Raw genomic sequence first — 14645 nt, forward strand, 5'->3', positions numbered from 1 at the left:
CAGGCTCGGCAGCAGCACCGGCATGCTAGGGCAGATCTTCACCAAGGCGCAGAACAAGATCCAGGACCCGGCGAAGCTGTATCGGCTGATCGACATGGTCGACAGCACCAGCTGGGTGACGATGGGCACTGATGTCAAAGGCGACATCTACGAGGGCCTGCTGGAGAAGAATGCCGAGGACACCAAGTCCGGTGCTGGCCAGTACTTCACACCACGGCCGTTGATCCGCGCCATGGTCGAGTGCGTGCGCCCCGCGCCGATGCGCACCATCGCTGATCCCGCTTGTGGCACCGGCGGCTTCTTTCTCGCCGCTCAGGACTTCCTCTCCAACCGCGACAACTACCGGTTGGATAGATCCCAGAAGCAGTTCCTGAAGAATCAGACCTTCCACGGCCACGAGATCGTTGCCAACACCCGCCGGCTGTGCCTGATGAATCTGGTGCTGCACAACATCGGCGATATCGACAGCGAGGGCAACATCTCGCCCACCGATGCCCTGGTTGCTCCAAGTCCGCGCAGCTACGACTACGTGCTGGCCAATCCGCCGTTTGGTAAGAAGAGCTCGATGAGCTTCACCAACGAGGAGGGCGAGCAGGCGAGCGAGGAGCTGACCTACAACCGCCAGGACTTCTGGGCGACGACCTCGAACAAGCAGCTGAACTTCGTCCAGCACATCCGCACCATGCTCAAGAGCAGCGGTCGCGCGGCGGTGGTGGTGCCCGACAACGTCCTGTTCGAGGGCGGTGCCGGCGAGACCATCCGCCGCAAGCTGCTCGAGAGCACGGAGCTGCATACCATCCTGCGCCTGCCGACCGGCATCTTCTACGCCCAAGGTGTCAAGGCCAATGTGATCTTCTTCGACAACCGGGTGGCCAGCCCAGACCCCTGGACCAAGGCCGTCTGGTACTACGACTACCGCACCAACGTGCATCACACGCTGAAGCAGAAGCCGATGCGCTTTGAGCACCTGGCCGACTTCATCCAGTGCTACAACCCACGCAATCGCCATGAGCGCCGAGCGACCTGGGACCCGGACACCAGCCCCGAGGGCCGCTGGCGCTGCTACGACGCCGAAGAGCTGCTCGCCCGCGACAAGGCCAGCCTCGATGTCTTCTGGCTCAAGGACAAGAGCCTCACCGATCTGGACAACCTGCCGGAGCCCGAGGAACTTGCCGAGGAGATCATCGAGAACCTCGAGGCCGGCTTGGCCAGTTTCCGCGAGGTGCTGGCGAAGCTCGGCCAACACGACTGATGGGATCGGCTGCGAACCGCTGCCATTCGGCACGAGGCTCGATCCATCTCGGCAGCATTGAGGCCGGATGCGAAGCCGCCGTCGACCAGCGCCCCGGATGGGGCCGACGATCAGGACCGGCGGCAGGGGAGCGCGGCACGATGCGCGTTAAACCCCTTCTCGTTCAGCAAGGCCCACCTGATCCGGATGCGGGTAGAGCACGGGGGCGGGCACGCGTCCAAACTGGCAAGTCCTGGCCTTAACCCCCCATAATGCGCCCGACCTAAGCATCGAATCGATTCAATAGCAAACAGCCTGCACGGGGAGGGCTTTGATGAGCGAGCTTCAGCAAGCGCAGCTGAACGAATGCGAGCGCGAACGCTTGGCCAACTCCGGGCTGATCCAGCCCCAGGGGGCCTTGCTCTTTATCGACAAGAAGAGCGGCTTGATCCGCTATGCGAGCGCCAATTCAGCGGACTGGCTGGGCATGGAGCCGAGCGAGCTGCTGGAGCAGGATGGCCACCAGTGGCTCGATGAGAACCTGCCCGAACTCGACACCCTGCCGCGCAATGCCGGCAAGCGCGTGCAATTGAGCAACGCGCTCGACCTAGGCTGTGGCGAGCTCGATCTGGTGATCTCGCCGAACAGCGCTGGCTGGCTGCTCGAGTTCGAGCCGGCGATTGACGCCACCGAGGACCTGGAACGCTACCGGCTACAGCGCCCGCCGGCGCCGATCGATGCGGCCAAGCTCGAACAGTTGCAGCAGGCGCTGGTCGACAGCATCCGCGCCCTGACCGGCTATGAGCGGGTGATGCTGTATCGGTTCCGGCCGGATTGGTCCGGGGTGGTCATCGCCGAGAGCGTGGTCGCCGGCAAGGGCACCTACTTCGGGCTGCGCTTTCCGGCCTCGGATATCCCGGCGATCGCGCGCAACCTCTATGCGCAGACGCCGTATCGACATATCCCCGACTCGGCGCTCGAGCCGATCGAGATCCTCGGTCATGCCGATGCCGGCAGCGCGCTGGATCTGACCTGGGCCGATCTGCGCTCGGTCTCGCCGGTGCATCGTGAGTACCTGCGCAACATGGGCGTGCGCTCCTCGTTCTCGGTCTCGATCATGGTCGAGGGCAAGCTCTGGGGGCTGATCGCCTGTCATCATCCCGCGCCGCTGTCGATCTCGCTGGCGGCGCGGCTGCGCTGCAAGGCCCTGGCCGAAGAGTACGTCGAGTCGCTGGATGCGTTCCGCAAGACCGCGCAGCGCGGCATCCATGAGCAGCTGAGCGGGATCTTGGCCGGCATCCGCCAGTCGGTCGATCAGGGCGAACCCCTTGCCAGTGCGCTGACCGCCGGATTCCCCGCGCTGGCCGAGCTGTTTGCGGCGAGCAGCGGCGCGCTCTTTGTCGGTGACAACCTGACCGCGCTCGGCGAGGTGCTGGATGACGCGACCTTGCAGCGCCTGCATCAGTGGCTGCTGCTCAATCAGCCTGAGCCGGTGGTGGCGCTGGATCATCTGCCGGACAGCCTGACCGGCGCGCTGGCGATCGCGCCGAGCCAGCTCTGCGGCCTGCTGGCGATCAGCCTGCGCAGCCAGCGCCTGGGCGATGCGCTGCTGAACCTCTATCTGCTGCGCCCCGAGGAGATCACCGAGGTGGCCTGGGCCGGTAATCCGGAGAAGCCGATGGAGGCCACTGGCGACGGCCAGCGCCTGTCGCCGCGTAACTCGTTCGAGAAATGGGTCGAGGTGCGCAACGGCTTCTCTCGGCCCTGGGACGACAACAACCTGTTCGCCGCGCAGCAGCTGCGCGAGCAGTTGATGGCCTGGTTGTAGCGGGGCTGCGGCAGCGCGATCACTGATGATGCATAACCAGATCGACCGACCGTTTGAGCTGCTGGCGCCGCATCTGGGGAGCGTCCTCGCCTATCGGATTCCGCTCGATGATCCGCAGGCGCTGATCCAGGTCAGCGGCGATGCCGAAGGCCTGATCGGCTGCCCGCTCGAGACCTTGGATGGTGCTTCGGCCGAGCGCATGGAGGCATTGATCGCCAAGCCCGATCGGGCACGGGTCAAGCGCGAATTGGAGAAGCAACTGCGCGCTGGCGACCAGTACAGCCTGCAGTATCGGCTGCTCAAGGCCGATGGCGGCCAGTGTTGGGTCCGTGATGCCGGGCAGGTCCAGCGCGAGGGAGATCGCGGCGTCAGTCGTCAAGGGTTGATCGTCGACATCAGCGAGCAGCGCCAGCAGAAACAGCGCCTGCAACAGCTTGAGCAGGGGCTCGAGGAGAGCCGTAGCCTGCTGCAGGCGCTCACCGATGCGACCGATCTGCAGCAACTGGTGCTCGACGGCGATGCGCAGGTGGTGATGGTCAATCAGGCCTGGCTCGACTATGAGCTCGAGCGCGGCCGCGAGCGCACCGCGGCTGGTGACTGGCAGGGGCTGGATTTCGAGGCCTTGCTGGCGGTCGATGCCGGTGCCGATGCCGATGCCGATGCCGATGCCGATGCCGATGCCGATGCCGATGCCGATGCCGATGCCGGTGCTGATGCTGGCACTGGCGATGGCGCCAGCGCTGGCGGCTGTACCGGCACTGGCACTGCCGCCAATCCCAACACGGATGCAAATTTCGATCTCGGTGTCGCTGCCCAGGCCCAGGCCCGGGCCCAGACCCACACCGATCCAGCGCTGGGCGGCCAGGCCTTCGCCGACGGGCTGCGCCAGGTGCTGGCCGCCGAGCAAAGCCGCTATCAGCTCGAGGTCGCCGATGCGCTGGCCTGGGGTACCCGCTGGTTCGAGTTGAGCGCGACCCGGCTCAATGGTGATTTCCCTGGGGCCTTGGTCGCGCGCCGCGAGATCACCGCGCTGAAAAAGGCCGAGCTGGAGCTGCTCGAGCAGCGGACCTTTCTCAACAGCATCCTCAATGCCTCGCTCGCGCTCGGCATCTTCGCCATCGATCGCGAGCGACGCATCGCCTTCTTCAATCCGGCCGCCGAGCTGATCTTTGGGCTCGCCAAGCAGGCGGCCATCGGGCGTCCGATCGAGGTGCTGAGCCAACAGATGGGGTTGCCGCGCGAACCGCTGCAACAGGGACTGACGGCCGAGCAAGAGGTCAGCTTCGAGTGCGCCGACTTCCCCGGTCTGCCCGAGCATGTGTTCGAGAATCGCATCGCGCCGGTGCTGGCACCGGGCGGCGAGCTGCTCGGGTGGGTGTTCCTGGCCCAGGATGTCACCGAGCAGCGCGCCTACACCCAGCGCATGCGCCAGCTCAACGAGGAGCTGGAGGCGCGGGTGCGGATGCGCACCCGCGAGCTGGACCAGGCGAAGCAGGCCGCCGAGCAGGCCAGTCAGGCGAAGTCGATCTTTCTGGCCAATATGAGCCATGAGATCCGCACGCCGATGAACGCCATCCTCGGCATGACCGAGCTGGTGCTGGAGACCGCGCTGGAGCCACAGCAGACGCGGTTGCTGACCTCGGTGCGCTCGGCGGCGCGCTCATTGATGAGCATCCTCAACGACATCCTCGATGTCTCCAAGCTCGAGTCTGGGCGCATGGAGATCGAGTCCATCCCGTTCAGCCTGCCGGAGTTGGCCGGCGGCGTGACCGAGATGATCGCGGTCAATGCCGCGCGCAAGGGGTTGGAGATGTCGCTGCGCATCGATGAGCGCATCCCGGCCTGCGCGCTGGGCGATCCGACCAAGCTGCGCCAGGTGCTGATGAACCTGCTCGGCAACGCGCTCAAGTTCACCGATCGCGGCGGCATCCGCCTTGAGATCGACCTCGGCGATGAGCCTGAGCCGGCGCCTGATCTGGACTCTGAGCGGGAGTCTAAGCGGACGCCCAAGCAGGCGACTGAGTGGGAGTATGAGCAGGAGCCTAAGCGGGCGTTTGAGCAGGGGTCTGCGCTAGAGTCTGCACCGGAGCCTGTGCAGGTGCACGTGAAGGTCATCGATACCGGTATCGGTATCGCCGCCGAGCATCTGCACAAGATCTTTGAGCGCTTCGCCCAGGCCGATCAGTCGACCACGCGCCGCTTTGGCGGCACGGGCCTGGGCACCGCGATCAGCCGCGGCATCGTCGAGGAGATGGGCGGACGGATCTGGGTCGAGAGCACCGAGGGCGTTGGCAGTTGCTTCCAGTTCGTGATCCCGCTGCCACCAGCGCCGGACCCGCTCGCCTGCCAGCCTCGGGACGAGACCGAGGCGCGGGTCTCGCTGTGGACCCGGCCGCTGAAGATCCTGCTGGTCGAGGACATCCAGCTCAATCAGGAGCTGGTGCAGCTCCGCCTCGCGCAGCGTGAGCATCGGATCATTGCCGTGGAGCACGGTCGGGCGGCGCTGGAGCGGCTGGCGCAAGAGCCCTTCGATCTGATCCTGATGGATGCCCACATGCCGGTGATGAACGGCTTCGATGCGATCCGCGCGATCCGCGCCGAGGAGCGCGAGACCGGTGGCCACATCCCGATCATCATGCTCACCGCCAGCGTGCTCGAGAGCGACCAGGCGATGTGCTTTGATGCCGGTGCCGATGATTTCGTCGCCAAGCCGATCGACTTCGAGGATCTCTATACCAAGATCGCCGGGCATTTCCCGTCCTTCGGCAAGCAGACCCCTGGCCAAGCAGTGCGTGCGCCCGAGGCAACCCGGGTCGGCATTGAGACGCTGCCGCTGATGCTGGTCGATATCCGTGCCGGGCTCAAGCTTTGGAAAGACGAGCACAGCTATCGCAAGGCCTTGCTCAAGCTGGCCCATCAGTATGCGGACGTGCATGAACGGCTGCTCGGCCTGCTCGCCGAGCGGCGCATTGAGGCCGCGAAGGAGTTGCTGCATACGCTCAAGGGGGTCACCGCCAATCTGGCGATTCGCGAGATCCCCGAACTCAGCAATGCGATCGAGCAGGTGCTCAAGGGCGGCGAGCAGGTCGCCCAGGGCGACGAGCGGGGGCACAAGGGCGAGGAGCGGGGGCGCAAGGGCGAGGAGCGGGCGTTTTTGGACAACGAGCCGTCGTTTGCCGCGCTGCTGGAGCAACTCGGTAGCGCCCTGGAGCGTTTACAGGAGGATCTGCGGCTGCTCGAGGACTGGGCCACGGCGAGTGCGCGGCCGGCGGGCGAAGCGGCCGAAGCGGACGAACAAGCGCTGGATGCGGCGCGCGCGCTGGCGCTGTTGGAGGACGTGATCCCGGCGCTCGAACAGGCGCAACTGATCGAGCGCGAGACCCTCGATGGCCTCGCGCGGGCGCTTGGCCGGCAGCGCTTCGCGCCCTTGGAGGCGCTGCTCGAGGCCTATGAGATGGAGGAGGCCGCGGAACTGGCCAAGCAGCTGCGTGATGGCTTGGAAGAGCGTATCCGTCGCTCAAGCTGAGGCGCTGGTTCGTCAGTCTTGCTCAGGCTCAGCGTTCCATAGGGCCTGGTCAGCGTCGGTGCCAGAGGCGCTGGGCGCGATCCAGCTGGGCTGTTTGTACAGCGCTTCAGCCGCGCTGGCCTCGACCGGCGGCGAGAACAGGTAACCCTGGCCGCCGGCGCAGCCGAGCCGTTGCAGGGCGGCGAGCTGATCGGGTGTCTCGATGCCCTCGGCGATGACGCGTTTCTCGAGCGTCTCCGCCAGGCGCAGGATGGCGGTGACGATGGCGGCGGTGCGTGGCTCACGGGTGAGCCGACTGACGAAGCTCTGGTCGATCTTGATGCTGTCGAACGGGAATTCGTGCAGATAGCTGAGCGAGGAGTAGCCGGTGCCGAAGTCGTCCATGCTCAGCTTGAAGCCTTGCGCATGCAGGCCTTCCATGCCGGCGAGGGCGAGCGCCTTGTTGGTGAGGATGGCGCTCTCGGTGATCTCGATGTTGATCAAGGCGGGCGGGCAGCCGACCTCGGCAATCAACTGGCTGGTCTCCGTGGCGACCTCACTGCTGATGAACTGGCGCCCGGAGAGGTTGACGTTGACGATGGGGGATCGCTGGAAGCACCTGGACCAAGCCAAGGCCTGACGGCCGGCCTCGCGCAGCACGAAGCGGCTGATATCGAGGATCAGCAGCGTGTCTTCGGCCAGCGGGATGAAGCGGTTCGGTGGCACCATCCCGTGCTGCGGATGACGCCAACGGACCAAGGCCTCGAAGCCGGTGATGGCACCATCGGCGAGCCTGACGATCGGCTGGTAATAGAGCATCAGCTCCTGCTGCTTCAGGGCGCGGCGCAGATCGCGCTCCAGCTCCATGTCGGCGAGCGCGCGGGCATGCATCGCCGGATTGAACAGGGCGTAGCGATGCTCGCGGCCCTCATGCCGCTTGGCCTGATACATGGCGATATCGGCATCGCGCAGCATGGCCTCGGGCTGATCGTAGTGGTGATTGGCCAGCACGATGCCGATGCTGGCGCTGGTGAAGATCTCCTGACCACTGACGGTGAAGGGCGCGCGCAAGGCGCGCTCGAGCCGATGCGCGCGTTGGTAGGCGACCAGCGGGTCTGGAACATCGGTCGCCAAGATCAAGAACTCATCGCCGCCGAGTCGAGCGATGGTATCCCGCGGGCTCAGCTGGCCTTGCAGGCGTTGGCCGATTGCGACCAGTAGGCGGTCGCCCAGGCTATGGCCAAGGCTGTCGTTGATCCGCTTGAAGCGATCCAGATCGAGGAACATCAGCGCGAACTGATAGTCCGGCTCTTGGCGTTGGCGTTCGAGCGCCTGTTCCAGACGTCGATACATCTGCGCTCGGTTCGGCAGTTGGGTGAGTTCATCGCGAAAGGCGTAGTGGCGCAGCTGCAGCTCGACCTGTTTGCGCTTGCTGATATCGCGAGCGACCAGGAGCAAATGACCACGCTCTAGGGTGCCGATGCGGATCAGGCGCAGCTCGACCCAGAACGGCTGTCCGGCCAGGGTGCGCAGCTGGCATTCGAGCTGCTCGGCGCGACCGCTGATGAGCGTCCGGCGCCAGCGCCGCCGCCAGCCTTGCGGATCGGGATCAATGAGCCAGCTGATCAGGGGGCGCTGCTGCAGTTGCTCGCAATCGGTGCCGAGCAAGCTCAGCGCCTGCTGATTGGCCTCGAGCAAGGCGTTGCTGCGACCGTCGATGATGACGAATGCGTCTTGGGCGCTCTCGAACAGGGTGCGATAGTCGATCCGTGCGCTGTGCAGGGCGCGTTTCGCGCGGCGACGTTCGCTTAGCGCCAGGTAGACCGCGAGTACCGATTGGGCGATCGCCTGATCGCCGGCCTCGAAGCTGAGTCCGACCCCGGCGCCCTGCTCATGTCTGCGACCCAACAACAGCATGGCTTCGGCGCCCACTGGGGCCGACCAGAGCCATCGGCGCAGGCCGCTTGATTCGACCGCCGCTCGCACCGCTGTGGGCAGTTGCTCAGGGGCCGCGCTATGGGCCTGCTCGGGGAGTTCGCTGAGGTTGGTGAATTGAAAGCCAGGGTCCAGCCCAAATGCATGCTCGACACTGAGGGTCTGGTCATCGCTGCGTGTCAACAGTGCGGCGCAATCGAGGTGAAGGGATTCGACGAGCAGGGCGACCAGGCGCTCACCAAGTTGCCGATCGGGGTCGGTTGCCGAGACGGCCGCGACGTCGAGTTGATAGAGCTGCTGGATCAGAGTGGCGATGATGCGCTGGCGCTGCGCATCGCGGCGTGCGTCTCTCAGATCCCCTTGTAAACGCAACAGCCGAGCGCCGATCGCATCGTACTGCTCACGATAGTAGGCGATCGCCTCCTGGGCTGTTTGCGCGTCGTCCATCGGCGGTGAGTCGCTTAAGGTGGCTGGGTCTTCATCATCATCGTCATCGTCATAAGCATCATCGATGTCGGGCAATGATAACCTGCGGCAAGGGCTGTGGGATATGACGGCGGCTTCGCAGACCCCGTTCGTTTCAGGTCAGGGTGAAGAGCGCGAGGACGCCGGTCCAGTCGAGCGGTCGGCTGCGACCTCGGATCGGCGCGATCTCGACACCGCTGAAGAATCCAAGCAGCGGGCAGTGTTGACCGATCAGCGTGCGCACTGGCATTGACTCGTCCTCATCGAGGCCATGGAAGGCCATCGCTCGGCCAACGCAGTCGATGTAGAGACCGAATACCGGCGCGACTTGACCCAAATCGGCGAGCAGTTGCTCGGTCTGCTCACGCGCCGAGTCAATCATGCGTTGCGGGTCGATGTCCATCAATTGTACGCGGGTGCCGACCGCGAAGTCGGCCTCGAACAGGATCAGCGCCCCGGAGTCGGCATCCGCGGCGACCACCAGTCGATTGTTGTAGAGATCGTCGCTGAAGGGCGCAAAGGGTGCCCCCTGTTTTTCGCCCAAGGTCAGCGGCAGCGTCGCTGGGGAGAGCTGCGCCATCTCCGCAACCGAGCGATTGAGACGTTCGGCAGCGACCTGCAATGCGGGTCGGCCGTCGAGTTCGAGTACCCGTGGACCTTCGATACGGGTGATGGTCATGAAATCGCTGGCCGGGTAGCAGCCGTGCGTGATGCGGATATGGTTGGTCAGCCCGGGTGGCATGGCGACCGCGACCGCGGTGTGTTCAGTGGGCTCCTGGCCGTTGAAGACGACGCTGTGCTCCATGGTCAGATCGCTCAGGGTACCGGCGCCGAACAGGGCGACCTGGTGTTCGCCGAGTCCTTGGTTGAAGCCGTCGATCAGAGGGCCGGCAAGATGCAGCTCGCGTGCTGAGACCGAGTGCACCGAATCGTAGAGCAGGAGCACGCTGGTGGCCTCAGGGCAGGCGGTGCTGAGCGCGGCACCGAGGCGTTGGCCGGTTGCGTAGGTATCGCAAAGTCCGGTCTCGGCGACGATGGCGCCAGGTGCGAGTGAAGCGCCGAATAGCATGAGTCCGCACTCGAAGCCGGTCAGGGTGGCGCCTTGGGCGGTGATCAGACCAGCCGCGCTGCCGCCGACCAAGGGGATCTCGCCGAGGACCTGTCGTAGACCGGCGAGCAAGGCACTCGGGTCATGACGACCGCCCGCAAACACCAAGCCCCAACTGGGCGCGCTGCTGAGCTGATCCATCGCCTGATGAGCGGCTTGCTGGGCTGCGGTGATGGCGTCGTTGTGGCGGGCCTGACCCAGTGCCAGACGGTGGGCGGTCGAGATCATCGGGGGCTCCTGCGGCTGTCATCTGGGTAAGGTTTGCGGTTTAGGCCGGGATGCCGAGGTGGCGTATCTGCTGCTGATGTGAGTAGCAGATCCGATTGCGTCCGCCGGACTTGGCTGCGTAGAGTGCGGTGTCGGCAAGACTCAGCAAGGCGTCGAAGTGCTGATGGCTGGCTTCGCGCCGGGCGAGACCGAGACTGATCGAGACCTGAATCGTCTGCGGTCTCGGGCAGCTGCGCGAGCGGGATGACGGGGAGATCGAGGGTTTTCGACCAGTCCTCCCAGTCGGTCAGACTCTGCTTGAGGATCTCCGTCACCTGGTCAGCGGTGAGGTTGAGCGGATGCGCTCGGGGCAGCCTAAGATCGCCCTCGTCATCGCGCTCGATGTTGATGCTCAGGCAAAGCTCGGAGAGTCGATAACTGAGATGGAACAGGTGCACCAGTTGTGCCGAGCGCGAGCCCTGGGCATAGCCCGATGCGTTCGGCTGTTCGTGGAATTTGGACGCCTCCGCGAGCACGTTCGGCACGCCAAAGTCAGACAGCATCTCGGCCGAGAGCTCATTGTGGTCGAAACCAAAGCGCTCAAACTCTGCAGCGGCTAGGTTGGCTGGATGCGCCTTTAGCAGCTCTGAGTATTCGCTGGGATAGATGGTGGCAAACGCCAGTAGGCCGATCCGGGACATCAGGGCGCACGAGAAGAGGTCTTCAGGGGGCGCGACCTTCGTGCGTCTGCCAAGTGCCCGGCAGAGCAGTCCCATCAGCAGCGAGTGCGACCAGAATTCCAGATAATCGAACGCCTCGCAGTGATTGCTGTGACCTTTGTCGATCAGCGAGAAGGCGACCGCGAGTTCGCCGACGGTCTTGAGCCCGACCTTGATGATGGCCGCATTGATCGAGCTGACGGGTCTGGAGCCCAGGCTTGCTGAGTTTGCGAGCTTGAGCAGACGCCCGCAAAGCGCCGGATCAGCCTGCACCAGGTGGGCGAGCTGTTCGACCGTTGTGCGATCGTCTTGCCAGAGTTCCATGATTGCGAGCGCAACCCCGCTGGGGCTCGGGAGGCGGTCAGCGGCGTTGTTGAGGAGTGTTCTGGGCGTGCTCAAGGCGTCCTATTCTCCGGCGCATTATGGTATCGCTGAGATCCTCTAATGTTAGCCGGTTGGAAATCATCGACAAGTGGATTTTGGGATGGGGCGTCTTGCGATATCTTGATGCGACGCAAGCGCTCAAGTCTCTGTGACGTGGGGATACGCAGATGTACGCTTTGCATCTACGCGGCCAGCAGTGCTGCCCTTCATCTTATGCGGTGTGGTCGTTACGCAGGATGAGCGCGTTCCGGGGCATAAATTTGGGTTTCCTTTCAGGCGCAGTTTAGTAGCATGACGCCTTAACCTGAATCTCACGCGATTCATTGTCTGGGGTGGCGCCGCGTAGACCGAGTGTCGGTCGTGTCGTGCGTTGTCGCTATCGTCTTTGCTTGGGGGTACAACCTTGTTGATCATGCTTGGCGCTCGTCGTCTTCGTTGTCTGTTGTCGCGCTCGCTACTGGCGATCGCCTTGGCTGTGCCGGCTGTGGCACTGGCTGAAACGCCGCGGGTGCATCTCTACAATTGGAACGACTATTTTGCTGAAGACACGCTGTCCGGCTTTGCCGAGCAGACGGGGATCGAGCCGGTGTTGGATGTCTACGACGCCAATGAGGTTCTGGAGGCCAAGCTGTTTGCGGGCAGCAGCGGCTACGATCTGGTGTTTCCAACCGCGCGGCCGTTTGCGGCGCGCCACATCGCCGCCGGTCTCTATCGGCCCCTGGACAAGGAACAGCTGCCGGGGCTTGATCAGCTAGACCCGGCCATCATGGCCAGCCTCACCGAGATCGATCCGGATAACGCCCATCTGGTGCCCTACATGTGGGGCACGTCCGGTCTCGGGCTGAACCTCGACAAGGTGCGCGCGGCGCTCGGCGAGGACGCGGAGTTGGATACCTGGGCACTGATCTTTGATCCGGACAAGGCCGCCAAGCTGGCCGATTGCGGGATCAGTCTGTTAGACGACCCGACCGAGGTCTTCTCGGCCGCGCTGGTCTATTTGGGCAAGGACCCGAACAGCCTCGATCCGGCCGATCTCGACGCGGCGACCGAGCTGTTGAACAAGATCCACCCTTCTATCCGGTACTTCCATTCGTCACAGTACACCAGCGATCTGGCGACTGGCGATCTCTGTGTCGCGCACGGTTATTCCGGCGATGTATTGCAGGCGCAGGCGCGGGCCGAAGAGGCCAATGGCCCGGAGATCGCCTACCAGATCCCGCGCGAGGGTGCGGCGCTCTGGACCGATGTGATGGCGATCCCGAAGGATGCGCCGAATCCCGAAGCCGCCCAGGCCTTCATCGCCTATCTGTTGCAGCCGAAGGTTATCGCCGAGGCCTCCAACTATGTCTACTATGCCAATCCGAACTTGGCCGCGACTGAGTTTTTGGATGCCGAGCTGCGTGATGATGTGGGTATCTACCCGCCAGCGGCGGTCAAGGCGCGTCTGTTCGTGCCGAATGAGCGCTCCGATCGCGAGATCCGCGACCTGAATCGGCGTTGGACGCGGGTCAAGGCGCAGCGCTGACAAGCACCCCAAACCCACCCGAGCCGAACGCGACGGAGTCATGATGATGGCGCACAGACTGCAAGGCGCGTGCACCGATGGCTGAGCCGCTCTCCGCGCCCGAGCCCTGGCAGGACCCGCGCGCGGCGCCCTATGTGCGCATCGAGCGGGTGACCAAACGCTTCGGCGAGGTCTATGCGGTCGATGACCTGAGCCTGAACATCTACCGCGGCGAGTTCTTCTCGCTGCTCGGTGGCTCTGGCTGTGGCAAGTCGACCTTGCTGCGGCTGCTCGCGGGGCTGGAGCGACCGACCTCCGGGCGCATCTTTATCGATGGGGCCGATGTCACCAACCTGCCGGCCTACGCGCGGCCGGTGAACATGATGTTCCAGTCTTATGCGCTGTTCCCGCACATGAATGTGGAACAGAACGTCGCCTTCGGGCTGAAGCAGGAGGGGATGCCGCGGCACCAGCGTGGCGAGCGCGTCAGTGAGATGCTTGACCTGCTGCAGATCGGCGAGCTACGGCGGCGCAAGCCCGATCAGCTCTCCGGCGGTCAGCGTCAGCGTGTCGCCCTAGCACGCAGTCTGGCCAAGCAGCCCAAGTTGTTGCTGCTCGACGAGCCACTCGGCGCTTTGGATAAGCGTCTGCGCGAGAACACCCAGTTCGAGCTGGTCAATCTGCAGGAACGACTCGGCATCACCTTCGTCACCGTCACCCATGACCAGGAAGAGGCGATGACCATGTCGACGCGGATCGCGGTGATGCGCGCCGGACAGATCCTGCAGGTCGATACGCCGACCGCGATCTACGAATACCCCAACTGCCAGGCGGTCGCGCGCTTTATCGGCTCGGTGAACCTGTTCCCCGGCAAGGTGGTCGCGGTTGAAGGGAATCAGGTGCGCGTGGCCTCGCAGCTCGGGCCGATGATGCAGATGCAGGCCTTTCATCCATTCGCGATCGGCACGCCGGTGAGTGTTGCCGTGCGTCCGGAGAAGATGCGTCCTTGCGAGTCCAAGGCGTCTGACACCAGGCTGGTCGATGCGGATGAGGCCGACGTAAAGGTGAGCGCGAGCGCGAGCACGAACGCAAACGCGAATGCGGGAGTGAACCGCTTGTCCGGTGTGGTGGAGGATATCGCCTACCTTGGCGATGTCTCGATCTATCGGGTGCGGGTGCAAGCGAGTACGCCAGCGGCGCTGGATGCTGGCGCGACCAAGCTTGCCTCCAATGACGGTTCCCGGCCCGATAGTGACGAGGGTGCGATGCCTGGCACTGAAGACCATGAGCGGTTTAGCGCTGACGACGATGCACGGCTTAGTGCTGAGGCCAACGCGCGCTCCGTGATCGTTGAGATGACGCTGACCAACGTGCAGCCTCGCACCGAGCAAGCGCTGACCTGGGGGCAACCGGTGACCATGGAGTGGTCGCCGACCAGTGGCGCGGTGCTGACCGATTGATGGCTCTCTTCACTCTTGCTCAGCGGGTATCCGTTGAGCTTCTATGGTGGCTCTATCCATACGTCGGGGCGAGTATTATGATCAATACAAACATAAGGGTCTTGGATGATGTTGAACTCCTTGGTTAGCAGAGGCTTTGAAGTACTTGCGCTTCATCATGCGGAGGCAATACTGATTAGACTTGTGACCAAATAATAATCGTTTTCTCATTGAAAAACATAGTTATTTTTGAGGTTGGCCAACCCTGCAACGACCAAGATCACCTGATCAGCCATGCGAGTAGCACGATTTCTGAACGT

General features: G+C 63.9%; 8 protein-coding genes. 5 read left to right on the forward strand and 3 right to left on the reverse strand.

Features of this window, described 5'->3' with window-relative positions; translation table 11 throughout:
- The 3 genes from CCR96_RS02905 to CCR96_RS02915 form a co-directional block, all read left to right on the forward strand.
- A partial coding sequence (locus CCR96_RS02905) for an HsdM family class I SAM-dependent methyltransferase (RefSeq protein ID WP_201216990.1) occupies nucleotides 1-1252 on the forward strand: 1252 nt, incomplete at its 5' end.
- 313 nt (nucleotides 1253-1565) lie between these two features.
- The gene (locus CCR96_RS02910) at nucleotides 1566-3059 is read left to right on the forward strand and encodes a GAF domain-containing protein (RefSeq protein ID WP_201216993.1); all 1494 of its coding nucleotides are present in this window, start codon (nucleotides 1566-1568) and stop codon (nucleotides 3057-3059) included.
- Between the two features lie 25 nt (nucleotides 3060-3084).
- Nucleotides 3085-6585, forward strand: a complete 3501-nt coding sequence (locus CCR96_RS02915; protein WP_201216996.1) for an ATP-binding protein — start codon at nucleotides 3085-3087, stop codon at nucleotides 6583-6585.
- Nucleotides 6586-6597: 12 nt separating this feature from the next.
- On the opposite strand, the gene CCR96_RS02920 is transcribed toward CCR96_RS02915, so the two are convergent.
- Genes CCR96_RS02920 through CCR96_RS25720 form a run of 3 tightly spaced genes read right to left on the reverse strand, consistent with a single transcriptional unit; the run spans nucleotide 6598 to nucleotide 11397 of the window.
- Nucleotides 6598-9021 (reverse strand): putative bifunctional diguanylate cyclase/phosphodiesterase, encoded by a 2424-nt coding sequence (locus tag CCR96_RS02920; protein WP_201216999.1) that lies wholly within the window; start codon nucleotides 9019-9021, stop codon nucleotides 6598-6600.
- A 58-nt stretch (nucleotides 9022-9079) separates the two neighbouring features.
- Nucleotides 9080-10300: an FIST signal transduction protein gene (locus CCR96_RS02925; RefSeq protein WP_201217003.1), complete on the reverse strand. Its 1221-nt coding sequence runs from the start codon at nucleotides 10298-10300 to the stop codon at nucleotides 9080-9082.
- Entirely contained in the window at nucleotides 10297-11397 is a 1101-nt protein-coding gene (locus CCR96_RS25720) for an HDOD domain-containing protein (RefSeq protein WP_201217006.1), read from the reverse strand. The genes CCR96_RS02925 and CCR96_RS25720 overlap by 4 nt, the downstream gene beginning before the upstream one ends.
- 397 nt (nucleotides 11398-11794) lie before the next feature.
- Between CCR96_RS25720 and CCR96_RS02935 the strand changes: the two genes are divergently transcribed.
- Both CCR96_RS02935 and CCR96_RS02940 read left to right on the forward strand, forming a co-directional pair.
- Nucleotides 11795-12907, forward strand: coding sequence for a polyamine ABC transporter substrate-binding protein (locus tag CCR96_RS02935; RefSeq protein ID WP_201217009.1), 1113 nt, complete (start codon nucleotides 11795-11797; stop codon nucleotides 12905-12907).
- A 77-nt stretch (nucleotides 12908-12984) separates the two neighbouring features.
- A complete protein-coding gene (locus CCR96_RS02940; protein WP_242518396.1) occupies nucleotides 12985-14346 on the forward strand; it encodes an ABC transporter ATP-binding protein in 1362 nt (453 codons plus the stop codon).
- Nucleotides 14347-14645: the final 299 nt, after the last annotated feature.

Source organism: Halochromatium roseum (assembly GCF_016653315.1).
GTDB classification, from domain to species: domain Bacteria; phylum Pseudomonadota; class Gammaproteobacteria; order Chromatiales; family Chromatiaceae; genus Lamprobacter; species Lamprobacter roseus.

Excerpts from the sequence above, each read along its gene's own strand:
- CCR96_RS02915 (WP_201216996.1), top strand. The coding sequence starts at position 3,085 with ATGATGCATAACCAGATCGACCGACCGTTTGAGCTGCTGGCGCCGCAT.
- CCR96_RS02935 (WP_201217009.1), top strand. The coding sequence starts at position 11,795 with ATGCTTGGCGCTCGTCGTCTTCGTTGTCTGTTGTCGCGCTCGCTACTG.
- CCR96_RS02925 (WP_201217003.1), bottom strand. The coding sequence starts at position 10,300 with ATGATCTCGACCGCCCACCGTCTGGCACTGGGTCAGGCCCGCCACAAC.
- CCR96_RS02910 (WP_201216993.1), top strand. The coding sequence starts at position 1,566 with ATGAGCGAGCTTCAGCAAGCGCAGCTGAACGAATGCGAGCGCGAACGC.
- CCR96_RS02940 (WP_242518396.1), top strand. The coding sequence starts at position 12,985 with ATGGCTGAGCCGCTCTCCGCGCCCGAGCCCTGGCAGGACCCGCGCGCG.